This is a genomic window from Actinoalloteichus fjordicus, assembly GCF_001941625.1.
Lineage (GTDB): Bacteria > Actinomycetota > Actinomycetes > Mycobacteriales > Pseudonocardiaceae > Actinoalloteichus_A > Actinoalloteichus_A fjordicus.
The window spans coordinates 485,130-510,020 of record NZ_CP016076.1 but is presented as its reverse complement, the minus strand read 5'-3'; the positions used below and the strand labels follow the sequence as shown (position 1 = coordinate 510,020).

The window sequence follows — 24,891 nt, the reverse complement described above, 5'->3', positions numbered from 1 at the left end:
CTCGCTCACCGGGCGTCACGCGACAGTCGTTCCGCTTGTGAGCGAGCGAGCCGCCGCGACGCCGTGACGACTACACGGTAACCGCTTGTGAAGACATGCACAAAGTTGCGGAAGCGAACGCGCCGCGCGCTGCGCTGAACGGCCGAACGCCGCGTCACCGATGATCGACTCATCGGTGACGCGGCGTGAAGGCGGAATCCGATCCGACGGTCCGCCCCCCGCGACCGCTGGACAGCGCACGGTGCGAATCAGCGGGAGATCCGCAGGGCCGGGCGACTCATGCGCAGGTCAGAAGCCCTTCGGCCGGCCGGGCCATGCGCACGGGTTCGGCCGCGAGATCAGCTCTGGGGCGTGAGGACCGTGTCGATGACGAACACGGTGGCATTCGCAGTCGGGATGTTGCCGCAGGCGATCGCCGCACCGTTGACGGTCATCGACTCGCCCTCGCCCTCAATGGTCAACTCGCCGCCCTGCAGCGTCGGGAGGGTGCCCGCCTCGGCGACGCCCTCGGCGTCGAGACGCTCACCGACGACGTGGTAGCTGAGGATCTCGCTCAGCGCGTCGGGGTCGGCCGCCAGCTCGTTGAAGGCGTCCTCGCCCAGGGCGTCGAAGGCCGAGTCGGCCGGGGCGAACACGGTCAGGGCGTCGGCACCGTTGAGGTTGTCGGCCAGGCCGGGAACCGCGCCCACGGCGGCGACGAGCTGGGTCAGCACCGGGTTGGTGCTCGCCGCGTCGGCCACCGGCTGCGGCCCCATCGAGTCGAGCGAGCCGGGCTCGTCACCCTGCGGAAGGTCCGCGCACGCCGGGCCGAAGGTGTCTTCGGGGGTGGTGACGCCCGCGCCGGCGGCAGGCTCCATGTCCGAGCCCATGTCGTCGGAGGAGTCGGTCTGCTCGGTGGTCTCCTCGGCGGTGGCGGCGCCCGCCATTCCGCTGTCGTCGGCCCCGTCCTCACCGCTGCTGCATGCCGTCACCGTGAGAGCCAGAGCGGCCAACACGCCGACGATCACGTTCTGCCTGGTCTTACGCACTGCGGATCACTCCTTGCGAGATGTCTTCTTGCGTCGGCTTCTCCGAGCCTGTCTGAAGTGGTGTTCGGCGCCCTCGCCGATTCGGTTCGCCCAGTCGCGGGAATTTCCGCGACGAATCTCGGCCGCCGGACAGCCGAAAGGATCGCCCATGCGACGAACGGCGCGGGAGAAACCGCCGCCGTCGCGGAATCTCGGACTCGTGCCGCCGGACGAACTGCGTCGGGGTCAGAACCGAACGCGGTAGTCGGCGGGGTCATCCGACATCGGCGGCCGAATTCGTCGAAGAACCTTCGGCGGGCGGCGTCGAACCCGGTCGAATTCGGCGCCCCGTCACCACACTCGATGCGTCGAGAACACCCGAAAGGGTCGGTCGGGACGGTTCGTCAGCCGTTCGCCGTGAAGAGCACGGAATGCCAGCCGGTGGCGCCGTCGGGAACCGGATTCACGCGCTCCTCCGGCTGGGTCTGGCCGTTGCGATCCGTCGCACGACATTCGATCCGCCTGCTGCCCGACGGCACGTCGAGTTCGATGCGCCACATCCGCCAGGTCTGGTCGTTGACCTCGGTCGACAGCAGCGCCTCCTGCCACGCACCGCCGTCGAGTCGGACCTCGACCCGGTCGATGCCGGTGTGCTGTGCCCACGCGATGCCCGCCGCCGTGAGTCGCCCCGTCGGCACCTCGTCGAAGGGCCGCGGCCGGTCGATCCGGGACTGCGTCTTGATCGGCGCCTCCCGCGCCCAGCCGCGCTGCTCCCAGTAGGCAGGCCGGTCGAAGGTGGTCACCTCGGCATCGACCAGCCATTTGGTCGCGGAGACGAATCCGTAGAGTCCGGGAACGACCATGCGGACCGGGAATCCGTGCTCGGCGGGCAGCGGCTCGCCGTTCATCCCGATGGCCAGCAACGCGTTCCGGTCGGACTCCAGCAGGACGTCGATCGGGGTCCCGGCCGTCCAGCCGTCGGAGCTGGTGCTGAAGAGCTGCTCGGCGCCGGACTGGACGCCTGCCTCCTCGAGGACGTCCCGCAGCGGCACGCCGATGAAGTTCGCGGTGGAGATCAGATCCCCGCCGATCTCGTTCGACACACAGACCATGGTGATCGTCTTCTCGACCAGCGGCCTGCTCCGGAGATCGTCGAAGGTGAGGGTCAGCTCCCGATCCACCATCCCGTGAATCCGCAGGCTCCAGTCCTCGACCCTGATCCTCGGCACGCGCAGTGCGGTGTCGATGCGGTAGAAGTCCTCGTTCGGCGTGATGAACGTCGGCGTGCCCACCTTGGCGAAGTCCGCGCCCGCAGGCAGCGCGGGCACAGGTGTCTCGGGGACCAGATCGCCGATCTCGGCCCGCTGTGCCTCGGGATCGATGCCGCCCGCCAAGACCTGACCGCCCAGGCCCGCCGCACCGGCGCCGAGGACCACGGCACCGGTCGAGAGCAGCACCCGCCGCCGGTCCGGCCCTGCCGACTGCTCTCCCGGCATCGCCCGCACCTCTGCCTCGGCCGCCGAGGCCGCCAGGGAGTGCAGCAGTCGGAAGGCCAGGACGCCCACGGCCAGGCTCACCAGGGGCGCGGCGAGCGACAGCGGACCGAAGTCGGGACGCACCAGGACCGCCGCCGTGCCGAGCAGGCCGAACAGGCCGATCGCGGCCGTGCCGACCAAGGCGCTGCGTCGAGACGCCAGCCCCGCACCGACCGCTGCCAGCGCGATCACCAGCGCCATGCCGACCAGCAGCGCGATCTTGTCCGCCGTGCCGAACACCGCGATGGCGAAGTCCTTCACCGGCGCCGGTGTGAGATCGATCGCCGTGTTGCCCACGGCGAGGAACGGCGAGGAGCTGGGATCGAGCAGCCCCGCGACCAGGTGGCCCGAGGCCAGGGCCGCAGCCGCCGCCGCCAGGGCGATCATCATGGCGACACCGGCGCCGAGCGGCTCGCCACGCCGAGGCGTGGCCGTGCCCGGCCCGCCCTCGGCTACGGGAGGGCCGTCGTCTCCGGCAGGTCGTCCGCTCGCAAGCTCATCGCTGTCGTGGTCCACGCCTCAATGTTCGTCGCAGCGGCCCCGGCGGTTCACTCGAGTCGCCCGATCGGCTCGCGCCGACCGGGCGGATGGTGCCGACGGTCCAGTGTTCAGCGAGCCAGCGCGGCGCGGAACCGGGGTTCCTCGACGCGCCAGTACCCGTGCTCGACGTCGTCGATGAGGATGACCGGCACCCGGTCGCCGTACTCCCCCCGCAGCTCCAGGTCGGTGTCGACGTCCACCGCCGACCAGGGCACGTCGAGCTCGTGGCAGATGCGCCGGACGTCGGCCTCGGCCTCGACGCAGGAATGACAGGACTCTCTGACCAGCAGGGTCACCCGATGAGCGGACATCTCATCCTTGTACCAGTTCGCGGCCGATCACCAGTCGCTGGATCTGGTTCGTGCCCTCCACGATCTGGAGCATCTTGGCCTCCCGCATGTAGCGCTCGACCGGGTGATCTTCGACGTAGCCTGCGCCGCCCAGCACCTGGACCATGTCGGTGGTGACCCGCATGCAGGTGTCGGTGGCGATCAGCTTGGCCATCGCGGCCTCGGTGGAGAAGGGCAGGCCGTCGTCCTTGCGACGGGCGGCGTAGAGGTACAGCTGCCGTGCCGCCTCGATGCCCGCCGCCGCGTCGGCGAGCAGGAACGAGACGCCCTGGAAGTCGGCGATCGAGCGACCGAAGGCGGTGCGCTCTCTGGCATAGGCGACGGCGACGTCCAGGGCGGCCTGCGCGACTCCGACGGCGCCTGCCGCGATGCCGAGCCTGCCGCAGGCCAGCGCGGACATCGCCACGCCGAAGCCCCCGCCCGGCGCGCCGATCAGCCGATCGGCGGACAGGGGGACGCCGTCGAAGGACACCTGGGCCGTCACCGAGGACCTGGCGCCCATCTTGCGCTCCGGCGGGGCCGCCGAGATCCCCTCGTCGTCGGACCGGACCAGGAAGGCGCTGATCCCCTTCGGTCCGGCCTCGCCGGTACGGGCCAGCACCAGGTAGAAGTCCGCGACACCGCCGTGCGTGATCCACGCCTTGGTGCCGGTGAGCCGGTAGCCGCCGTCGGGCTGGACCTCCGCGCGCGTCCGCAGGGCGGCCGCATCGGAGCCCGCATGCGGCTCGGACAGGCAGTAGGCGCCGAGCTGGTCGCCACCCAACATCTCCGGCAGCCACCTGGCCTGCTGTTCCGGCGTGCCGAAGGAGGCGAGTCCGTGACAGGCGAGGGTGTGCACGCTGACCCCGAGGCCGACGGCCAGCCAGTACCGGGAGAGTTCCTCCACGACCTGGAGATAGAGCTCCTGCCGCAGGCCGCCACCACCGTGGTCCTCGGGATAGGGCAGCCCGAGAAGGCCCGCCCTGCCGAGGGTCCGGAACAGGTCCCTGGGGAATCTGTGCTCGGCCTCGGCCTCGTTCACCTGTGGTGCCAGTTCGCGGCGGCCGATCTCTCGGACCAAGGCGATCAGCTCGGCTGCTTCGGGATCGGGCGATCGATGATCAACGACGGGCGCACTCACAGCGTCCGACCTCCACCACTCGTCTGCTCTTCGGCGTCGACTCGCACTCGTGGTGCAGGCCTCGCCGCCGGGTCACCCCTGATTGTGGGGCGACCGACACTTGGAAGTCCAACTAAGAGTCTGTCTGTGATCCCCTGGAGTCGTGAGCGGTGATCAGCGTGGAGCTGCCAGGCGGCGGAAGGAGGCATAACGAAAGTGATGTTGACTGACGACAACGCCGCAGATCGCCGCGCCTGCCCCGCGCAACAGGAAAGTGGGGATTAAAGACAGGCTCTCAGGTTCGACCGGCGCCGCAGGAGTCACGTCGCCCCGGTCTCCCGGTCGCGGCGGCGGAAGCACGCAGACACCGAGGGCACGTCCGCCGCCGAGGGGCCTCGCCCGCACCGAGAGCACGGCAGCGAGGGCGGGCTCGCCACCCGCCACGCCGCACAGCCCCGAGGTGAGGCGAACCGTCGATGGACCCGCAGCCGGACATCTCGGACAGGTGTGCCCAGAACAGGCGTCGCGCCGGACGAGGTGCCGGACCGGCGACCACCCCGCGCGGACTCACCGCTACGGTCCGCACCCGCCCGAACCGACGAAGGGTCACGCAGATCCCCCGGTCCGAGGCGTAGACGGCGCTGAGAACAACTCTCGTCACCGTGGGTAGGCAGCGGGCGCCATGGATGGACTACCTGGTGATTTACCGGGCAGAAGTGGACGCAGCGACCGGAAAGCCGACAGAATCCAGGCGTCGGTCACATTGAGCACACATTCAGTCACTCATTGCAATATGGATGTCGGGGAGGGTTCATGCCCAAGCCCGAGACGGATGCCTGGGAACTGGTCAGGGCCGCCCAGGCAGGCGACCCCCAGGCCTTCGCCCTGATCTACCGGCGCTACGCGGGACTCGTCCACCGGTACACGCTGCATCGGCTCGGGGACCACGGCCTCGCCGAGGATCTGACCAGCGAGACCTTCCTCCGCGCGCTCCGGCGCATCGGAACACTGCGCTACCAGGGTCGCGACCTCGGCGCCTGGCTCGTCACCATCGCCAGGAACCTCGTCTTCGATCACCTGAAGTCGAGCCGACACCGCCTGGAGGTCCCCACGGAGGACCCCAACTCCCGACTCCCCGCGCATCACCTGGCCTTGGACCCAGAACAACAGGTGCTTGCGCGGATGACCCTCGTCGAGGTCACGGGCCAACTCGGCAGGCTCGTTGCCGACCAGCAGGAATGCCTGCGACTGCGCTTTCTCTACGGCCTGTCCGTCGCCGAGACCGCCCACCTGCTCGGCCGCAACGAGGCAGCCGTCCGTGCCCTTCAGCAACGCGCGGTGCGGCGCCTGGCGGGACTTCTGCGCACGAGCCTGCGATGATCACACCCTTTCCACGCACACCCGGCGCGGGGAAGACGCGTCACGGCTCCTGTCCTGCCTGCGATCCTGCTCGGTCCGCGAGCGGGGATCGGCGACGGGCTCTGCAGAGCCTGCCTTCGACCCGCTGGAGTCGTGGGCGCGGATCGGCGCGGATGATCTGCCAGGCGACAGGATCGAGCCATAACGAAGTCATGGCGACCGACGACGACGCCGCAGATCGCCACGCAACTCCGAAAGCAGGGATCGAAGACGGGCTCTCAGGTCGATCGCTAGGCTAGGAGCCGCATTACCTCGAATGTCCGATTCGAGGCGGAGGGACCACCGGATCTGGAGGCGCTGCGGTGCCACTGTGGCGGAAGCGCGAGAACAGCCGGCAACTGGAGGAGCGGGCTGCGCGCGCGGGGCAGGCTTCAGCCGAGGCGGCCGCGACGTCCCCACCACCCGAGGCGGGGGACCAGTATCTTCAGCGCCCCGACCTGACTGCTGCGGCCTTCTTCGACGTGGACAACACGATGATGATGGGCGCATCGATGTTCCACTTCGCCAGAGGTCTGGCCGCTCGCAAGTTCTTCACCACCTCTGATCTGGTTGGGTTCGCCTGGCAGCAGGTCAAGTTCCGGGTGGGCGGACGGGAGAATCCCGGGGACGTGCAGGCCAGCCGCGAACAAGCACTGTCCTTCGTGGCAGGTCGCAAGGTCGAGGACATCCTCCAGCTCAGCGAGGAGATCTACGACGAGCTGATGGCCGACCGGATCTGGACCGGCACCCGCGCACTCGCCCAGATGCATCTGGACGCCGGGCAGCGGGTCTGGCTGGTCACCGCCACCCCCGTCGAACTGGCCCAGACGATCGCGCGCAGGCTGGGGTTGACCGGTGCGCTCGGCACGGTCGCGGAGAGCCGAGACGGCGTGTACACAGGTCGGCTGGTCGGTGACCTCCTGCACGGCAGGTCGAAGGCCCAGGCGGTCCGCGCGCTCGCTGCGGCACAGGGTCTCCACCTGCGCCGCTGCAGCGCCTATTCGGACTCCTCCAACGACATCCCGATGCTCACCACGGTGGGCACCGCCGTCGCCGTCAACCCCGACCAGACGCTGCGGGAGCACGCGCGGCGACAGGGCTGGGAGATCAGAGACTTCCGCACCGGCAGGCGTGCGGCTCGGATCGGGGTCAACTCGGTCCTCGGTGCGAGCGCACTGGCCGGTGCCGTCGCCGCAGGCCTGCGGTATCGCAAGCGCCCCCGCGTCTGACCAGGCCGCCCGCCACGCCGGGCGCCGCCCCGACGCGCCTCCGCTCGCCGAACATCGGCAGACCCGGCCTCGACGAGATCGGTCGGATCAGTCGGTGAAGACGCCGCCCCGGCGGGCCAGCAGCCGATACAGCGTCTGCTGGATGGTCTCGCGCACCTGATCGGTCAGGTTGAACACCAGCATCGGGTCCTCGCAGGCGTCCTCGCCGAAGTCGGCGGTGACGATCGGCTCGCCGAACTCGATGTACCACTTCGAGGGCAGCGGGATCGCCCCCAGCGGGCCGAGCCAGGGAAAGAGCGGCGTGACCGGGAAGTAGGGCAGTCCCAGCAGCCTCGCCAGCGGCTTGAGATCGCCGAGGAGCGGATAGGTCTCCTCGGCTCCGACGATCGAGCACGGCACGATGGGCACCCCGGTGCGCAGCGCGGCGGAGACGAAGCCGCCCCGACCGAAGCGTTGCAGCTTGTACCGGTCTCGGAACGGCTTGCCGATGCCCTTGAAGCCCTCCGGCCAGACCCCGACGACCTCGCCCGCGCGCAGGAGCCGCTCCGCGTCCGGATTGCAGGCCAGCGTGTGCCCCGCCTTCCTGGCAATCGCCCCGACGACGGGCAGCCGGAACACCAGGTCGGCGCCGAGCATCCGCAGATGCCGTCTACCCGGATGGTGATCATGGATGGCCACCGTGGTCATCAAGGCGTCCAGCGGCACGGTGCCCGAGTGGTTCGCCACCACGAGTGCGCCGCCCTCGGTCGGGATGTTGTCCAGCCCGAGCGCCTCCACCCGGAACCACTTCTCGTACAGCGGGCGCAGCGGGGGCAGGAACACCGAGTCCGTCAGGTCGGGGTCGAAGCCGAAGTCGTCCACCCGATAGTCGCCGGTGAGCCTGCGCTGTAGGAAGGCCAGCGCCTCGGCGGCCCGCTCCTCCCAGCCCGCATCTGCGGACCCCGCGCCTGCAGCCCTCGAGCCCGCCCCGGAGCCCGAGTGTCCGGACTCCGCTCGGGAGGCGCCTGCGTGGGCGGGATCCGGGTTGGCCTGCCCCGTGGCCCGGTCCCGCACGCCCGTGGCCCGAGCGTCCCCTGGTCCGGCGGAGGCGGGATCCGGCGGCCGAGCCCCGCCGGCTGTCGCCGAGGAGGTCTCGTGGCCGGTTCCGCTCGTCTCGGCGGGGGTCGGAGATCCGGTCTGCGTCCCGGACGGCTGCCCTTCGGACGCCGAGCCGGGCAGTTCGGCGCCGGACCCGGCGGCCCCGAGATCGGGCACCGCCTTGACTCGTCGCTGCGATCCCGTACCCGTCGACGTCGTCCGACGATCGACGGCATGCAACGGGATCACCCGAGCATCGGCCACCGTCTGCCTCCTCCTAGTCGCCACCTGTGGTCGTCTGTCCCGCATCGGTCACCCGCCGCTGGAGGACCTTCCCCCGCTCCGGCCTCGCGCTGAGATCACCGACGAGAACCCGGTATGGAGGGTGTGCGGCAACTCTGCCGCCCGAACCTCGGAGCCGATCGAGCCGGGCTCGCCGGTCAACCGGTCCGATCAGCCTGTGCCGCCGCCGCTCGATTCCGCATGCCGCGCTCGGCCGTCGCGAGCCACTCTTGATCGACGACCGGGCGGAGCCCGCGACTCGTCACGAAGTCGTCGAAGGCCTGACGGGTGGTCCACCTCGGGGTGAAGCCGAAGCGCTCCTTGAGCAGCGTCGTGTCGAGCACCCGGCCGAAGTTCAGGAATCGCACCTGGTCCGGGGAGAGATCCAGCAGCCGCGTGCCGCGCAGTAGATTGCCGACCGGCCGCACGGCGGTGCTCGGCACCGGCAACGGCACCCGCCCGGCCCGCCGCACCGCCTGCGACAGCATGATGACGCCGTCGCCGCCGACGTTGAACACGCCCGGCAGCCGACACAGCGTGGCGCGTTCGAGCACCGCCAGGGCGTCTTCGGGATGCAGCAGCTGCACGCGAGCGTCGTGGCCCAGCACCGTCGGGACGACGGGCAGGGCGAAATACCGGGTCAGCGCCGTGTCGATGTTCGGCCCGATGAAGTTGACGAACCGCAGCGTGGTGATGTCCACATCGGGCCTGCGCCTGCCGAACGCGCGCAGGTAGCCCTCGATCTCGGCGGCGTCCTTGGCGTAGCCGCCGGAGGGCAGCTCCTTGGGGCCCATCTGCTCGGTGAACATCGCCGGGTCGCGGGAGCTGGCGCCGTAGACGGCGCTGGAGGACTTCAGCACCAGCCGATCGACGGTCGGCGCCGTCTGGCACGCGGCGAGGAGCTGCATCGTGCCGAGGACGTTCATCTCCTTCATCACCGATCGGCTGCCTCGCGACGAGGCCGACGGGGTGACGGCGGTGTGCACGACGGTGTCCACCCTGGCGGCGGCGACCACCTTGGCGATCAACGGATTGCGAATGTCGGCCCGGATGAATTCGGCCCGGCCCAGGGCATGTCGAAGCTCGGGTGCGGGCGGCACGACGTCCACTCCCAGCACCCGCTCGACCTCGGGATCTCGCGCGAGCCGCGCCGCCAGACTGCCGCCGAGGAAGCCCGCGACGCCGGTCACCAGCACCACGCGAGGCTTCATCACGTTTCCTCCCTCGGCGCCGGACTCACCGTGATGCTACCGAGGAGGAGAAGTCGTCGCCGACGAACCGGCGCCGGACATGAGCGCGCCCGCACCGTGGAAGGTGCGGGCGCTTGGCGCGGCTCGGGTCTACTTGCCCAACTTGCGCCGCTGCACACGGGTCTTGCGAAGCAGCTTGCGGTGCTTCTTCTTCGACATCCGCTTGCGGCGCTTCTTGATAACCGAGCCCATCCGGGATTCCTCGCTGTCCTTGTGAGTGGTCGAACCTGGCTCGTGCTGGTGCGCTCAGAGCAGGTTGCAGGCACACGACACGAACGGCCTTCCAGGGTACCTGTGAGCTTCGGATCTTCTAGACCGGGCCGCATCGACCTCATCCCGCGTCGAAATACGCTCGGTCCAGATAGCTGTGTACTGCCTTCTCCTGAACGCGGAAGGACCGGCCCACCCGCACCGCGGGCAGCTCGCCCGAGTGCACGAGTCGGTAGACGGTCATCTTGGAGACGCGCATGAGCGCGGCCACCTCCGCGACCGTCAGAAACCGAACCTGTCCGAGTCCCTCTGTGTGCTCCTCCTGCATGGACATGGGTCATCGCACCCTTCAGCACCTGTCGCGCCGCCGGGCTTCCCCTCCCGACGGTATCGACACGCATGTGCTCCTCCGAGAGTAACGGGGTATCTGGGGTGGCTGCGACAGTCGAGACGGCTCGCGGGGGCACCACCAGGGCAGTACGGTCTCGGCCCCGGTCCGCCTGCCTACGCGACAGGCGGGTGCCCGACGGCGGCGACGACGTGGACCGGGCAGGGCGGGCAGCCGACTGCGACGCGACCACCCGGGTAGGACGACGCCACCGGGTGACGTCGAGCCCCGATCCGGCGAACAGACCCGGTCCGGTGAACGACGGCGGGTTCTCCGGCGTCGCCGCCTGCCGGTCCGACATCCGGGTCTGGGGGCCGGACTCCGGCGGCTACGGCATCCACGGCTTTCGCCCGCGACGGCTTCGGTGCCGCGTGCTCGGCGGCTCCGGACAGAGCCCACCGAACGGCCGGAGAGCCACCCTGAGCGGCCGGCGACCGAGGCACGGCCGCCCCGCGCTGTGGACGGCCCAGAGCCGGTCTGCGATCCCTGCCTTCGGAGTTGCGCGGGGCAGGCGTGGCGATCTGCGGCGTCGCCGGTCGCCATCACTCCGTCCTGGCTCGCTCCTGTCCCCTGGCAGCTCAGCCACGCCAATCCCCGCTCACGACTCCAGCGGGACCAGAGACAGGCTCTCAGATCGCGCTGAGCACCCCGGTGGCATTCCCGCGCAGGGGACCCGCCCTAGGCCCTGGTCGACCCACTGCGGTCCGCACGCGACCGTGTGACGCGCTGCGAACGAATCCCCGCCGGGCCGGCCGCCGCCGTCTCGCGGTCCCCGCAGGCGACCGAGCCCGGCACCGACACCCGGGGCCGGCCCGCACGAGCAGGGATCGTCACCGCAGGCGGGGGATCAGCTGGGTGCCGAGCCGGGGGCTGCCCGGCCGGTATCGGCTGCGCGGCGAGTGGCGCGGGGTCGGCGGCGGCCGGCACGCTGTGGCGCCATGACCAAGATTGCCGTGCTGGGTGCGGGGAAGATCGGTGAGGCGCTGCTGTCCGGTCTGCTGAGCGCAGGCCGCCGCGCCTCGGACCTGCTGTTCACCGAACGTCATCCGCAGCGTGCCGCCGAGCTGGCCGAGCGCTACGGGGTGCGGGCGGTGGACGTGCCCGCCGCAGCCGAAGAGGCCGACGTACTGGTCGTGGCGGTCAAGCCGCAGGACATCGAGCCCCTGCTGGACGAACTCGAACCGCGACTGGCCCACCGCGGCGGCTCCGACCGGCCGCGCAGCCTGGTCGTGTCCCTGTGCGCGGGCCTGCCGACCGGACTGTTCGAGGCGAGGCTGCCCGAGGGGACCTCGGTCGTGCGGGTCATGCCCAACACGCCGATGCTCGTCGGCGAGGCAATGAGCGTGATCTCCGCCGGGCGGCACGCCACCGACGAGCAGCTCGATCTCGTCGAGGAGCTGCTCGGCAGCGTCGGCAAGGTCCGCAGGGCGCCGGAGGGGCAGCAGGACGCGGTGACCGCGCTGTCCGGCTCCGGCCCGGCCTACTTCTTCTACCTCGTCGAGGCGATGATCGACGCGGGCATCCTGGTGGGCATCCCCAGGGCGATGGCCGCCGAGCTGATCGTGCAGTCGGCCGTCGGCGCGGCGACGATGCTGCGCGGCGCCGAGGGCCACCCGGTGATGCTGCGGGAGGCGGTCACCTCGCCTGCGGGCACCACGATCGCGGCGATCCGGGAGCTGGAGAAGCACGGGGTCCGGGCCGCACTGCTCGACGCCATCGAGGCCGCCAGGGATCGGTCCGTCGAGCTCGGGCGAGCCCACGAGATCGGCTCGACGACCGATCAGGGCTGATCAGCGTCGGGACGTCAACGCCCGCAGGAACAGCGCGGTGTTGGCCGGGCGCTCCGCGAGTCGGCGCATCAGGTAGCCGTACCACTCCTGGCCGTACGGCAGGTACACCCGCACGGTCTCCCCTGCCGCCGACAGCCGAAGCTGCTCGTCGGGACGGACGCCGTGCAGCATCTGGAACTCGTAGCTGCCGGGTGCCCGCTCGTGGAGCCGCGCCTGCTCGGAGACGATCTCGATCAGCCGGGGGTCGTGCGTGGCGAACATCGGGTAGCCCTCGCCCGCGAGGAGGTCGTTCGCACACTGGACATAGGAGCGATCGACCTCGTGCATGGTGGGGAAGGCGACCGACTCCGGCTCGGCGTAGGCGCCCTTGCACAGCCGCACCCGCGAACCCGCGCCCGCCAACGCCTGCGCGTCGGCCCTGGTCCGATGCAGATAGGACTGGAGCACCCCGCCGGTGCTCGGCCAGGTCCGGCGCAGCTCGGCGAGCACCCGCAGCGTGGAGTCGGTGGTGGTGTGGTCCTCCATGTCGAGGGTGACCGTGGTCCCCGCCTGTTCGGCAGCCGCGCAGATCCGCGCGGCGTTGTCGAGACCCAGTCGCTCGTCGAGGACCTGGCCCACGGCGGAGAGCTTGACGCTGACCTCGACGCGGGAGGCCAGTCCCTCCTCCCGAAGCCGGTCCAGGACGTCGAGGTAGGCCCGAACGGAAGACTCGGCCAGCGCCTTGTCGGTGGTGTCCTCACCGAGGTGGTCGAGGGTGACGGTCAGCCCGGAGTCGACGAGGTCGCGAGCGACGGCCACCGCGTCGGCGGTCGTCTCTCCTGCGACGAAGCGACGTACGACGTCACGGCTGACGGGAGTGGTGGCGACCAGGCGGCGTAGGGCATCGTTGCCTGCCGCAGCGAGGATCAGACTGCGCAGCGGGTTCACGAGCGGCACTGTACGACGCCGAACATCGTGCCGCGTCATCCGGGCTGGTGACGAGCAGCTGGCGCGACGGAGCCGACACACCCTGTGACCAGCACGGCGACCGCCTGCCCGCCTCGCACGGGGCCGCGCACGGCGCCGTCGGCGAGCGTTCCGGCCGGGCCGGACGCCGGGCGCGCGATGCCGGAGAGCGACCAGTCCCGGCGGGCGGAATCGGCGGCCCCGGCTGTCCCTTCGGCGCGCGGATTCCACGCGCGAGTGCTCGCCGCCGTCGACCCGGGTGTCCGCCTCGGCCGCTCGCCTCGGGACGGATCGGTGACCGGGCTCAGGACTGTAGGGAATCCCGGAAGAGATGCAGCCGCGCGAAGGCCAGGGCCTCGGCCAGCTCGGCCGCCCGATCCTCCGGCGTCCGGGCCTTTCTGGTGTTGACCTCCACGACGACGGTGCCGTCGAAGTCGCTCTGCGCGAGATGTTCGCAGAGCAGGCCGCAGGGCTGCTCGCCTCGACCCGGCAGGAGGTGCTGGTCCTTGGCCAGTCCGCTGCCGTCGGCCAGGTGGATGTGTCGGAGTCCACTACCCATCCTGGCCGCCAGCTCCATCGCGTCGACGTGCGCGGCGGCGGTGTGCGAGAGATCCAGCGTGTAGTGCCGATGTCCCTCGTCAGTCGGGTCCGGCGACGGCCGGAAGGCCGACACCTGCAACGGCGCGGGCGCGGCCATCGGCCGGAGCCGGGCCGCCTGCATCCTGGACCCGAAGCGCCGGGGGTTCGGCGGGCGCAGCGGGAACATGTTCTCCACCGCCACGGCGATGCCGCTGCTCTGATACAGCTCCTCGACCAGGTCGGCGAAGCCGTCGGCGTAGCGACGCTGCCAGCGGAACGGCGGATGCACCACCACGGTGCTCGCCCCCAGGTCGCCCGCCGCCGACACGGCCCGGCGCAGCCGTTCCTCCGGGTCGGCCGACCACACCCGCTGGGTGATCAGCAGGCAGGGCGCATGCACCGCCAACACCGGCACGCCGTGGCTTCGGGCCAGGCGCAGCACGGCCGCCGGGTCCTGACTGACCTGATCGGCCCAGACCATCAACTCGACCCCGTCGTAGCCGAGGTCGGCGGCGATGCCGAACGCCGCCTCGACCGGCTGCGGCCAGACCGATGCGGTGGACAGCCCGACCGGAATCCGGCGTCGCCTCGGTCCGCCCGTCGCGGAGTGCCCGGCCGCCGTGTTCACAGCCCGAGTAGCAGCAGGGCGGCGGGCGAGACGGTCACGATCAGCCCGACCAGCACGGTGAACAACGTGGTGTTCAGGTCGTCGGTCCGGCGAATTCGTCGCACCGCGAAGACGAGCCCGGTGGTCACCAGCAGCGCGAGCCCCAGTGCCAACGGCGGAATGCTCTCCCACAGCCATTGGAAGGCGAGCCAGAGCGCACCGCCGCCGACCACGCCGCCGATGAGCTGTCCGGCCATCACCAGCCACTCGACGAGCGGCGAGCGGCGCTCTTCCTCCTCCTCGGCGTCGGCGTCTGCCTCGTCCCCGTCGCGGTAGGTGCCGTCCTCGGGGTAGGACCCGTCCTCGTAGTCGTCGTACTCGTCGAGGTCGTCACGGGCGGCGCGGGTGGCGCGGCCGTCGAACGCCGCGTCGTCCTCCGCGTCGTCGAGGTCGCCGTAGTCGTCGTAGCGCTCGTCGGCCGGGTCCGACGGCGCGGGCGTCTCCGAGGGGTGTCCGTCGATCCGGTCCCCGTAGAGCCCCCCGAAGTCGTCGAGGTACTCGTCCCCGCCGTCGACGATCCGCTGCTGCTGCGTCTCCTCGGACGCGGAGACGCCGGGCACTGGCGGGGCGATGCCGGGCATCGGCGACACAGCGGTCGCGGAGGCCGCCGCCGGGAAGTGGTCGTCCTCCGGCGGGTCCTGGTACGGCGGGATCTGGCCGCCCGCGTAGCTGTCCTCGAACCAGTCGGTGCCCGCCATCGTCTGTTCGGACGCGGTGGTGCCCGCCCCGGCGACCGCGTCCGACTCGTCGTCGAAGTCCGGCGGGACCGCGATGCGGGGAAGCTGCTCGGTCATCGGCTCGCGACGCGTCGGCGGCGCATCGTCACCACCGCCGAGCCTGCCCGCGACCGAGGTCGTCAGGTCCGCGTCGGGCTCGTCCCGAATCACCGGATGCTGGGTGGTCGCGGTCAGGTCGTCCGCGTAACCCGGATAGCCGCGAGGGCCCGCAGGCGCGGCGTGGGGCGGGGGCGGCCCGGCAGGCTGTCGAGCGTCCGGCCCCGGTCCGTCGTCGTAGTCCCGCTCCGGGTAGTCCCGGTTCGGGTAGGCCTGATCCGGATGATCCGCCGGAAAGCCCCGATCGGGATAGCCCTCCTCGGGGTAGGCCTGGGCCGGGTATGCCTGGTCGGGATAGCCCTGGTCCGGGTAGGCCTGCTCGGGGTAGGCCTGGTCCGGGTACGGGGTCGCCGAAGCGCCGCCGTACTGCACGGCGCCGTACGGGTCCTCATAGCCCTCGTAGGAGCGAGGCGGCTGCGGCGCCGGGCCGGGCGGCCGGGCGGCGGGCGGCGGGCCCTGCACTGCGCTCGGGTCGGGGCGGGCGCCGGGCGGTCCCGGCTGCGCGGCGGGCGGCGGTGGAGTCGCGGGCGGCGGCTCCAGTTCATCGTCGCGGATGCGGCGCATCCGGCCGCTGTCGGAGAGCACCCGTTCGATGATCTCTTGCGGAGCCGCCTCCGAGGCGTCCTCGGCTCGTCGCCGCCGACGCCTTCCGCCCCCCTGCGCGTTCTTGCCTTCGCTGCTGCCGTAGGCGGCGAGCAGCTCGGCGACGCTGCGGGGGGCGTCCTGGTCCGATCGGTCGTCCCCACTCATTGGATCCACCGTGCCCCGGTCGGGCCTGTGCGTCCAGTGGAACACGACGGTTGTCGCGTGGGTCGCCCTGATGCGGGGGTCATCACGGTTGTCCGCACACTCCCATCAGTCTCATCCAGACCTCATCCAGACGCTGCGCATGCCCCCGCCGGGCAACGTCCACAGGTCGCTCGTCGCTCGGGTGGGCGACGCTCGCATGGTGGCCGATGTCACCGCCGCCGAATCGTCGCCCCGCCGTCTCGGACCGCGTCGAGTCGAGCAGGGGTCCGCTCGGCCGACCACGTCGTCTTCGCCCGGCCTCAGGCACGTCGCAGAGTCGAAGGCCGTCGTCAGGTAACCCGACGTCACGCACCGCTGGGCGCATGGCGTGCAACGTTACCGCTTCGCTACCGGCGAGTCGTGCGCAGTGGCGGGTAGCCAGGCGGTAGCGCCGCCGTCGCGGTCACCCGGCATGGCCGAGGTCGTCGCGAACCGTCACCGATCAGGTCTCCAGCTTGTATCCCAGGCCTCGGACGGTGATCAAGAAGGTGGGGTTCCCCGGATCTGGTTCGATCTTGGAGCGCAGCCGCTTGACGTGCACGTCCAGCGTCTTGGTGTCGCCGACGTAGTCCGCTCCCCACACCCGGTCGATGAGCTGGCCCCTGGTCAGCACCCGCCCGACGTTGCGCAGCAGGTATTCCAGCAGGTCGAACTCCTTCAGCGGGAGGCTGACCTCCGTCCCCGAGACCGTGACGACGTGGCGTTCGACGTCCAGCCGGACCGGACCCGCCTCCAGGACCTGCGACGGCAGCTCGTCGGAGTCGCCGCCGCGCCGCAGGACCGCTCGCACCCTGGCGATCAGCTCTCGGGCGGAGTAGGGCTTGGTCACATAGTCGTCCGCTCCGAGTTCCAGGCCGACGACCTTGTCGATCTCGCTGTCGCGCGCCGTGACCATGATCACCGGGACGCCCGACCGCTGGCGAAGCTGTCTGCACACGTCGGTGCCGCTCATTCCCGGCAGCATCAGGTCCAGCAGCACGATGTCCGCGCCGTTGCGGTCGAACTCGACCAACGCCTCCTGCCCGGTCATCGCCACTGCCGCGGTGAAGCCCTCCTTGCGCAGCAGGAAGGCCAGCGGCTCGGAGAAGGACTCCTCATCCTCGACGATGAGCACCCTCGTCATTGCACTCCTTCATGTTGGACGGCCGTCGACCGACGCTCGCCGACCGAGCCGATCGCGACGGAGCCCACCTCCGCCGCCTCCACACCTGTGGTACCTGCGCCTGCCGCCCCCGGCTCGGCTGGAACGTGACTCGGCGCGGCCTTCGCGGGCACGCTGAGCGTGAACGTCGATCCGGTGCCGGGACTGCTCCACAGCCGAACCGACCCCCCGTGATTGGCCGCGACATGCTTGACGATCGCCAGACCCAGCCCGGTGCCGCCGGTGGCTCTGGATCGTGCCTGGTCGACGCGGAAGAACCGCTCGAAGACGCGCTGTTGGAGCTCCGGGTCGATCCCGATCCCCCGGTCGGTCACCGAGATCTCGACGTGGCCTGCCACCAACCTGCGGCTGACGCTGACCGGGCTGCCCTCCGGCGAGTAGGAGATCGCGTTGTCGATCAGGTTCGACAGCGCCGTGACCAGCAGCATCCGGTCGCCGTCCACCTCGAGGCCCATGTCCTCGTCCGTGGTGACGTCGATGCCTGCGGACTCGGCCGCGAGCCTGCATCGGCCGAGCGCCTCCTGGACGAGGTCGTCCACGTCCAGCGCGGTCAACTCCGGCAGCCGCTCCGCGCCCTGCAACCGAGAGAGGGCGATCAGCTCCGTGACCAGCGTCCCCAGCCGGGTCGCCTCGTGCAGGATCTTGCCGCTGAAGCGGCGCACCTGCTCCGGCTCGCCCGCCGCGTCGAGGATCGCCTCGGCGAGCAGCGCGAGCGCGCCGACCGGGGTCTTCAACTCATGACTGACGTTGGCCACGAAGTCACGTCTCGTCGACTCCAGCCGGACCGCCTCGGACTCGTCGACGGCGTCGACGACGATGAACCCGTCGCCGAGGGGTCTCGCCTCGGCGACCACGGCACGCGGCGCGCGCCCCCGGTTGGTCGGCTGCGACAGGTCGACCGTCACGGTCCGGTCCTCGATCAGCGCCCGCTCGGCGGCCGCCCTGGCCCTGGCGTCGGGCACCTTGGCCCGGACCACGCCCAGATCCACGGCACGCTCGTTGTGAATCACGACGTCGCCGAAGCGATTGAGCACGACGACGCCGTTCTTGGCCGAGCCGATCAGCCGCGACAGCAGCTCGGCGATCGTGACGACGGAGCGGTCTCTGGCGGAAGGCCTTCGTGCCCGCCTGCCGATCAGGAGACCGATGATGCCGCCGACCAGTACGAGACCGATCGACAGCGCGAGTGAACCCACCGTGCCCACAGCCGAATCGTAAGCACGCCGACACCCGATGAGCCCAGGGTCAACGGCGCAGACGTGACGCCTTCGACAGTCCCGAGGCGAGATGTTCGACGCTGCGACACCGACCGTTCACCCTGAGTTCTCCTCGAAAGAGTGAACGGCCGATGTCGCGGCGGCAGCCGGTGTCGGGCCGAGGCCGCGCAGGCAGGCCTCGGCGAGTCGACGTCGAGCCGGGCGCGACGACTAGCGACCCTGATTGGCGACGGCGGCGATGGCCTCGTTCGCCGCGTCCGGGTCGAGGTAGGTGCCGCCGGGACGCACCGGGGTGAGGTCGGCGTCGAGGTCGTAGCGCAGCGGAATGCCGGTGGGGATGTTCAGCGAGGAGATGGCCTCGTCGGAGACCCCGTCCAGGTGCTTGACCAGGGCCCGCAGCGAGTTGCCGTGCGCAGCGACCAGGACGGTGCGGCCCGCCCGGAGATCCGGCACGATCGCCTCCTCCCAGTACGGGAGCAGCCGAGTCACCACGTCCTTGAGGCATTCGGTGCGCGGCATCGCCGGACCGAGGTCCGCGTAGCGCGGGTCGGCGTCCTGGCCGTACTCGTCGCCGAGGGCGATCTCCGGCGGCGGCGTGTCGTAGGAGCGACGCCAGAGCATGAACTGCTCCTCGCCGTAGGTCTCCAGGGTCTGTTTCTTGTTCTTGCCCTGGAGGGCTCCGTAGTGCCGCTCGTTGAGGCGCCAGTCTCGCCGCACCGGGACCCAGTGCCGGTCGGCCGCGTCCAGTGCCAGATTGGCGGTGCCGATGGCGCGGCGCAGCAAGGAGGTGTGCACGATGTCGGGCAGCAGGTTCGCCGCCGTCAGCAGGTCGCCGCCTCGGCGGGCCTCCACCAGTCCCTTCTCCGACAACGGCACGTCGACCCACCCGGTGAACAGGTTCTCGGCGTTCCAGGTGCTCTCGCCGTGTCGAAGCAGCACCAGAGTGCCCACGTCTGAAGTCATGGGCCCCAGCCTGCCAGGCCTGCCGCCGAGGATGCAGGCAGCCACCAGGACGACAAGGAAAGGGTCGCGAGCCGCCGAAAATCATCACTCAGAGTGCTCTTGAATCGATGTGCTCTCGCCTGATCGCCCCATGGATGGTGAGCCAGCTCACCAATGTTGACTACCGTCCGAGTTGATGCAATAGATCCGTTACACAACCCTGATCGATACACTCGAATGGAGCAGTGCCAACCCCTTGTGCCGGATGTGAAACTTCTGCCAAGTTGATAATGCTCTCCCGGATCGGCTCCCACGCACTCCCCGATCCGACGAGAGCTCCTGCGGTTCGCCTCCCCCGTCGGACCGCAGACCCCGTCAGGAGTCCTGAGTGCCCCCCGCTCAGCGATCCGACAGACGGGACCTGGCGCGGGGCGGCTTGAGTTCGCGACTCCCCCTCTCTCCCAAGCCGCTCCGCGCTTGTCCGGCGCTCCCGCGCCGAACAGCCCAGCTCAGCCTGGGTCTGGATCCCGGAACAGATGGTCGAAGGCCGCAAGATTCCGGGTCGACTCGCCGCGCGAGGTCCGCCACTGGAACTCGCGCCGAATGGCACTCGCGAAGCCGATCTCCAACAGCAGGTTGAAATCCCCGTCCGCCGTCTCCAGCACCTGCCCGAGCACTCGGTCGAGTTCCTCCTCGTCGACTGCGGAGAGTCCGATCCGTCCGATCAGGTAGATGTCACCGAGCGTGTCGATCGAATAGTGGACGCCGTAGAGCCGGGCGTTCTTCCGCAGCAGATAGCGGTACACCTGCTCGTGGGCCTCGTCGGGTGCACGGCAGACGAACGCCTCGACCCGCAGCGCCTGCGCGCCCACCGTGAGCAGGCAGGTCGTCTCCAGCTTCCGCACACCGGGCAGGGTGACGGTGAACCGACCGGCGCCCTCGCGCCGATAGGTCAGCTCCCGCTCGTCCAAGACGACGGCGATCAGCTCCTCGATCCCCTGTCGCCGGTCCGTATCCGCGTCGCTCACCCTGCCCTGCCCTCTCGTCCGAGTCGGCGGACACCGTCCTCACCGAAGGCTCCGATCGCCTCACGATAGGTCGCCATCAGCGAGTCCGTCGTGCTGTCCCAGGAGAATCGGCGAGCGTGGGCCAGTGCGCCTGCCGCCAGGGCGGCCCGGTGCTCCCGATCCACGGCGACCGAGCGCAGCATCCGCGCCCACTCGGCGGGGTCGTGCGAGTACACCAGCCTGCCGGACCGGCCGTCGGCCACCGCCACCGGCAGCCCCCCGACGGCTGCGGCCACCACCGGCGTTCCACAGGCCTGCGCCTCCAAGGCGACCAGGCCGAACGACTCGTTGTGGCTCGGCACGGCCACCACGTCGGACGCCCGGTAGACGGCCGCGAGCGCCGGGCCCGACCTCGGCGGCAGGAACCGCACCACATCGCCGATCCCGAGTTCGGCGGACAGCTTCTGCAACGCCTCCGGCTGTTCCAGCCCGGTGCCGGAGGGGCCGCCGACGATCAGCACCACGAGCCGTTCCCGCAGCGCGGGCTCCTCGGCGAGGAGTCTGGCCGCCGCCCGCACCAGGACGTCCGGCGCCTTCAACGGCTGGATGCGCCCGACGAAGGTCAGCACCACGGCGTCCGCCGCCAGGCCCAACTCCGCCCGTGCCCGGCCGATGTCGGCGGGCGCGAAGGTGTGCAGGTCGACACCGGGCGGCACGGTGGCCACCGACTCCGATCTGGCGCCGTAGAGGGACACCAGCTGGTCGAACTCGAACGCCGTGTTGGCGACCAGCCGATCCGCGGCGGCCACGACCTGTTCCTCGCCGATCACCCTGACCCGAGGCTCCGGTTCGTCGCCCTCGGCCAGCGCGGCGTTCTTCACCTTCGCCAGGGTGTGTGCCGTGTGCACCAACGGCACCCCCATGCGTTCCTTGGCCAGCCAGCCGACCTGACCGGAGAGCCAGTAGTGCGAGTGCACCAGGTCGTAGTACCCCGGCTCGCTCTGCGCCTCGACCCGCAGGACGCCTGCGGCGAACGCACAGAGTTGGGCGGGCAGTTCCTGCTTGCTCAGATCCTCGAAGGGTCCCGCCATCACATGGCGGACCAGGACGCCGGGGGCGTGTTCCACCACCGGCGGCAGGTCGGAGGAGGTCGCCCTGGTGAAGACCTCGACCTCCACACCCCGACCCGCAAGCCGTAACGCGGTCTGCATGACATAGACGTTCATGCCGCCCGCGTCGCCGACGCCCGGCAGTTCCAACGGAGAGGTGTGCAGGGACAGCACCGCGACCCGACGGGGATTCCGCGACCTGGCCGGGCTCCTCAGCTCGGTCACCTCGCCCATGACCTCACCTGGCTGTCTCCGCTCGCCCCGGCTGCCGACGGGACGCACGCGCCGAGTTCGGCCACGCTGCATCATCCTTTCCTCGTGCTTCTTCTGACTCGGCTTCGACTCCGAACGAAGCCCGCCCTGTTGCTCAACGACACTCTTCCGGCAGAGCTTCCCGACCGGCAGGATCGATCTGCCTGCCGCGGGCGTGCGACAGACGTCGGACACCTCGCCCGGCGGAGATCGCGGGCATGGCACGCGCGCCCCGACGGCCGTGTGCGGCACGACCACACCATCAGGAGACCCACAATGCGCAGGCTCACCTCAGCCGCTCTGGTCCTCGGCGGTCTCGCCGTGCTGTCGGTGCTCCCGATGGGCCCGACGAAGGAGGCGCTGCCTGTCGCACTCGATCCGCAGGCGGGGATCACGACCTGGTCCGCTGCGCCGCAGCCTCCGCAGGAGGCCCAGCCGGAGTCGCTCGGCTTCACCGATGTCACCGTCCGCACCGTCATCCGCGTCAGCGCGGGCGGCGACGCGATCAGCCTACGACTAGACAACACCTACGGACTAACGCCGTTGGACGTGGAGGCCGTCACCCTCGCCAGGCCGTTGAACGACGGGCCCGCGATCGCGCTCGGCGGCCGGGTCCGGCTGCGCGACGACGGCCAGACCGCACTGCGCATCCCGGCCGGGGAGAGCGTCTACACCGACCCGGTGCCCTTCGCCGTCCGCGACGGATCGCGGCTCGTCGTGAGCTATCACCTGCCGGGCCCGACCGGGCCGGTCACCCTGCACTCGATGACCGGCGAGCCCACCTGGCTCGCGACGGGCGAGCACAGCATGGACGCAGGCGGCGCGATGTTCGAGCGACATCGAAGCAGGCCGGTGGTCGGGGCCGCGGTCATCTACGGCGGCACGGCGCGGGGCACCGTCGTGGTGCTCGGCAGCTCGACCGCCGACGGGGTCGGCTCCGACATGGCCGCTTCGCGACGCTGGCCGGACCTGCTCTCCGATCGACTGGCGAAGGTCTCGGGGCCGCGAACGCTGGCCGTCGCGAACGCCTCGATCTCCGGCAATCAGATCATCACCTCGACGACCTACGGCGGCAGCAGCCAGCTCGACCGGCTCGATCGGGACGTCCTCTCGCTGGCAGGCGCACGCACCGTCATCCTCAATTCGGGCGGCAACGATCTCCGGAACGGGGCGGACACCCCCACGGTGTTGGCCGCGCTGGAGGACATGGCCGATCAGAGCCGCGCGCGGGGCCTGTTCGTCGTGGTGACCACGGTGACCCCGTTCGGGGCGCACCGATCGTTCAGCCCGGAGGTCGAGACGGCCCGTATCGCCTTGAACGCCGCGTTGCATCGCTCGACACACTTCGATCTGGTGGTCGACCTCGACACCGTGGTCCGTGATCCGGAGCGACCGGAACGACTGCGATCCGATCTCGACGTCGGCGACGGCTCGCACCCGAATCAGCGCGGCGCCGAGCTGATGGCCGACGCCGTCCCGATCGCCGAGCTGCCCACGAACTGAGCCTGCCTCGCGACCCGGTCGCCGTCCGCACCGTAGAGCAGGCGGCGCGGGCGGGACGCCCGTCACGAATTGAGGGGAGTCGGCTGTGGCCGTAGCCTCAGATCACCCGGCGCTGAGCAGCACTGACGGGGTCGATCGGTCCGGGGATCGCACGAGGCGAGGTCTCGCATGGCGGCAGGCGCGGCAGCACGTCCGGGGCAGGTGAGGCTCGGCACCGCCACCGGCAGGCTGCTCCTGCTCGCCACCGTGCTCGGCTCGGCGATCGCGGGCATCGACGCGACGGTGGTCAACGTGGCCCTCCCCGTCCTCGGAAGGGATCTCGACGCCGATTTCGCCGACCTCCAGTGGACGGTCAACGGTTACACCCTGACGCTGGCCTCGTTGATCCTGCTCGGCGGCTCGCTCGGGGACCGCTACGGCCGCCGTCGGGTCTTCGTCGTCGGCATCGTCTGGTTCGCCGTCGCCTCGGCGCTGTGCGCGGTGGCCGTCGGGGTCGAGATGCTCGTGGCCTCGCGCGTCCTGCAAGGCATCGGCGGGGCGCTGCTGACGCCGGGCAGCCTGGCGTTGATCTCCGCGTCGTTTCATCCCGAGGACCGGGCCAAGGCCATCGGCGCCTGGTCGGGCTTCGGCGGGATCGCGACGGCCATCGGCCCGTTCCTCGGGGGCTGGCTCGTCGAAGGCCCCGGCTGGCGATGGATCTTCCTGATCAATCTTCCGCTGGCCGCCGCCGTGGTGGCCCTGGTGCTGCGGGCGGTGCCGGAGTCCCGCGACCCGGCGGCGGCGCCCCGGCTGGACGTCCTCGGCGGACTGCTCGGCGTCCTCGGGCTCGGCGGCGCCACGTTCGCCCTGATCGCGGCGGGCGGCGGCTGGTCGGCGACGGTGGGCGTGGGCGCGGTGATCGGCATCGCCGCACTGGCGGGTTTCGTGACCACCGAACGTCGACGTCGATACCCGATGCTCCCGCCGGACATCTTCGCCAACCGCCAGTTCACCTCGGCGAACCTCGTCACGGCGACGGTCTACGCCGCACTGGGCGGGGTGTTCTTCCTGCTGGTGGTGCAGCTCCAGGTCGCGGCCGGGTTCTCCCCGATCCTGGCGGGCACGGCGCTGCTCCCGGTCACCCTGATCATGCTGGCGCTCTCCGCCAGGGTCGGCGGGCTGGCCGATCGACTCGGTCCCCGGCTGTTCCTGAGCGGCGGTCCGCTGCTCGCGGCGGGCGGGGTGCTGCTGATGCTCAGGATCGGTCCGGGCTCGTCCTATCCGCGCGACGTCCTGCCCGCCGTGATCGTCTTCGGCCTGGGGCTGGCCCTGATCGTCGCGCCGCTGACGGCCACCGTGCTCACCGCCGCCGAGACCCGGCACGCCGGGGTGGCCTCGGGCGTCAACAACGCGATCGCCCGTGCCTCGGGACTACTCGCCGTGGCGGTGCTCCCGATGGCTGCGGGCATCAGCGGCGACGATTACCAGGACGCGACGGCGTTCACCCACGGCTTCCACATCGCGATGGTGCTGTGCGCGGCGCTGCTGGTGTTCGGCGGGCTGATCGGGGCGCTGCTGATCAGCGACCGTCCCGACCGGCCCGGCACCGCGCGTCCCCGCGGCCACTACTGCGCGATCGACGGCCCCCCGGTCCAGGCGGGCCGACGCGTCCGCTGAGTGCCTGCGCAGCCCGGCCGGCGCAGGCTGGTCCCCGGCCACGACCGCCGCTCGGCCGAACCGGCGCACGAGGGG

General features: G+C 70.7%; 21 protein-coding genes. 5 read left to right on the top strand and 16 right to left on the bottom strand.

Annotation, left to right across the window (positions count from 1 at the left end):
* Nucleotides 1-338 precede the first annotated feature (338 nt).
* The 4 genes from UA74_RS02290 to UA74_RS02275 all read right to left on the bottom strand — a co-directional run bounded on the left by UA74_RS02290 (nt 339) and on the right by UA74_RS02275 (nt 4,552).
* On the bottom strand, nt 339-1,028 hold the full coding sequence (locus tag UA74_RS02290) for a fasciclin domain-containing protein (RefSeq protein WP_075738449.1): 690 nt from the start codon (nt 1,026-1,028) through the stop codon (nt 339-341).
* Nucleotides 1,029-1,411: 383 nt separating this feature from the next.
* Nucleotides 1,412-2,932 (bottom strand): molybdopterin-dependent oxidoreductase, encoded by a 1,521-nt coding sequence (locus UA74_RS02285; RefSeq protein ID WP_075765918.1) that lies wholly within the window; start codon nt 2,930-2,932, stop codon nt 1,412-1,414.
* A gap of 218 nt (nt 2,933-3,150) precedes the next feature.
* Complete coding sequence (locus UA74_RS02280; RefSeq protein WP_075738447.1) at nt 3,151-3,393, bottom strand: glutaredoxin family protein; 243 nt, start codon at nt 3,391-3,393, stop codon at nt 3,151-3,153.
* A gap of 1 nt (nt 3,394) precedes the next feature.
* Complete coding sequence (locus UA74_RS02275) at nt 3,395-4,552, bottom strand: acyl-CoA dehydrogenase family protein (protein ID WP_075738445.1); 1,158 nt, start codon at nt 4,550-4,552, stop codon at nt 3,395-3,397.
* Between the two features lie 792 nt (nt 4,553-5,344).
* Here UA74_RS02275 and UA74_RS02270 point away from each other — a divergent pair.
* Complete coding sequence (locus UA74_RS02270) at nt 5,345-5,911, top strand: sigma-70 family RNA polymerase sigma factor (protein WP_075738443.1); 567 nt, start codon at nt 5,345-5,347, stop codon at nt 5,909-5,911.
* Between the two features lie 341 nt (nt 5,912-6,252).
* The gene (locus UA74_RS02265) at nt 6,253-7,158 is read left to right on the top strand and encodes an HAD family hydrolase (RefSeq protein ID WP_075738441.1); all 906 of its coding nucleotides are present in this window, start codon (nt 6,253-6,255) and stop codon (nt 7,156-7,158) included.
* Between the two features lie 87 nt (nt 7,159-7,245).
* Here the strand turns inward: UA74_RS02265 and UA74_RS02260 are convergent, their stop codons facing one another.
* The 4 genes from UA74_RS02260 to UA74_RS02245 all read right to left on the bottom strand — a co-directional run bounded on the left by UA74_RS02260 (nt 7,246) and on the right by UA74_RS02245 (nt 10,311).
* Nucleotides 7,246-8,499, bottom strand: coding sequence for a lysophospholipid acyltransferase family protein (locus UA74_RS02260; RefSeq protein ID WP_404799959.1), 1,254 nt, complete (start codon nt 8,497-8,499; stop codon nt 7,246-7,248).
* Nucleotides 8,500-8,675: 176 nt separating this feature from the next.
* On the bottom strand, nt 8,676-9,728 hold the full coding sequence (locus UA74_RS02255; RefSeq protein WP_075763765.1) for an NAD-dependent epimerase/dehydratase family protein: 1,053 nt from the start codon (nt 9,726-9,728) through the stop codon (nt 8,676-8,678).
* A gap of 129 nt (nt 9,729-9,857) precedes the next feature.
* On the bottom strand, nt 9,858-9,959 hold the full coding sequence (locus UA74_RS02250) for a 30S ribosomal protein bS22 (RefSeq protein ID WP_010241351.1): 102 nt from the start codon (nt 9,957-9,959) through the stop codon (nt 9,858-9,860).
* Between the two features lie 139 nt (nt 9,960-10,098).
* Nucleotides 10,099-10,311, bottom strand: coding sequence for a helix-turn-helix domain-containing protein (locus UA74_RS02245; protein ID WP_075738437.1), 213 nt, complete (start codon nt 10,309-10,311; stop codon nt 10,099-10,101).
* 992 nt (nt 10,312-11,303) lie between these two features.
* Here UA74_RS02245 and proC point away from each other — a divergent pair.
* Nucleotides 11,304-12,155, top strand: coding sequence for a pyrroline-5-carboxylate reductase (gene proC / locus UA74_RS02240; RefSeq protein WP_075738435.1), 852 nt, complete (start codon nt 11,304-11,306; stop codon nt 12,153-12,155).
* Here the strand turns inward: proC and UA74_RS02235 are convergent, their stop codons facing one another.
* The 8 genes from UA74_RS02235 to mshA form a co-directional block, all read right to left on the bottom strand.
* On the bottom strand, nt 12,156-13,082 hold the full coding sequence (locus UA74_RS02235) for a proline dehydrogenase family protein (RefSeq protein WP_075743320.1): 927 nt from the start codon (nt 13,080-13,082) through the stop codon (nt 12,156-12,158).
* A 322-nt stretch (nt 13,083-13,404) separates the two neighbouring features.
* Nucleotides 13,405-14,307, bottom strand: a complete 903-nt coding sequence (locus tag UA74_RS02230) for a sugar phosphate isomerase/epimerase family protein (protein ID WP_232237603.1) — start codon at nt 14,305-14,307, stop codon at nt 13,405-13,407.
* The gene (locus UA74_RS31395) at nt 14,304-15,929 is read right to left on the bottom strand and encodes a hypothetical protein (protein WP_075763763.1); all 1,626 of its coding nucleotides are present in this window, start codon (nt 15,927-15,929) and stop codon (nt 14,304-14,306) included. Before UA74_RS31395 ends, UA74_RS02230 begins: the two co-directional genes overlap by 4 nt.
* Nucleotides 15,930-16,410: 481 nt before the next feature.
* Nucleotides 16,411-17,091: a response regulator transcription factor gene (locus tag UA74_RS02220; protein WP_075738431.1), complete on the bottom strand. Its 681-nt coding sequence runs from the start codon at nt 17,089-17,091 to the stop codon at nt 16,411-16,413.
* Complete coding sequence (locus UA74_RS02215) at nt 17,088-18,335, bottom strand: sensor histidine kinase (RefSeq protein WP_157433948.1); 1,248 nt, start codon at nt 18,333-18,335, stop codon at nt 17,088-17,090. The genes UA74_RS02220 and UA74_RS02215 overlap by 4 nt, the downstream gene beginning before the upstream one ends.
* A 222-nt stretch (nt 18,336-18,557) precedes the next feature.
* Nucleotides 18,558-19,310 (bottom strand): phosphoglyceromutase, encoded by a 753-nt coding sequence (locus tag UA74_RS02210; protein WP_075743318.1) that lies wholly within the window; start codon nt 19,308-19,310, stop codon nt 18,558-18,560.
* A 488-nt stretch (nt 19,311-19,798) separates the two neighbouring features.
* A complete protein-coding gene (locus UA74_RS02205; protein WP_404799958.1) occupies nt 19,799-20,317 on the bottom strand; it encodes a type III secretion system chaperone family protein in 519 nt (172 codons plus the stop codon).
* Nucleotides 20,314-21,639 (bottom strand): D-inositol-3-phosphate glycosyltransferase, encoded by a 1,326-nt coding sequence (mshA, locus tag UA74_RS02200; RefSeq protein ID WP_157433947.1) that lies wholly within the window; start codon nt 21,637-21,639, stop codon nt 20,314-20,316. The genes UA74_RS02205 and mshA overlap by 4 nt, the downstream gene beginning before the upstream one ends.
* A 294-nt stretch (nt 21,640-21,933) precedes the next feature.
* Between mshA and UA74_RS02195 the strand changes: the two genes are divergently transcribed.
* Together UA74_RS02195 and UA74_RS02190 are read left to right on the top strand one after the other, a co-directional pair.
* Complete coding sequence (locus tag UA74_RS02195) at nt 21,934-23,160, top strand: GDSL-type esterase/lipase family protein (RefSeq protein WP_075738429.1); 1,227 nt, start codon at nt 21,934-21,936, stop codon at nt 23,158-23,160.
* Between the two features lie 168 nt (nt 23,161-23,328).
* On the top strand, nt 23,329-24,816 hold the full coding sequence (locus UA74_RS02190; RefSeq protein WP_075738427.1) for an MFS transporter: 1,488 nt from the start codon (nt 23,329-23,331) through the stop codon (nt 24,814-24,816).
* The last annotated feature ends 75 nt before the right edge of the window (nt 24,817-24,891 follow it).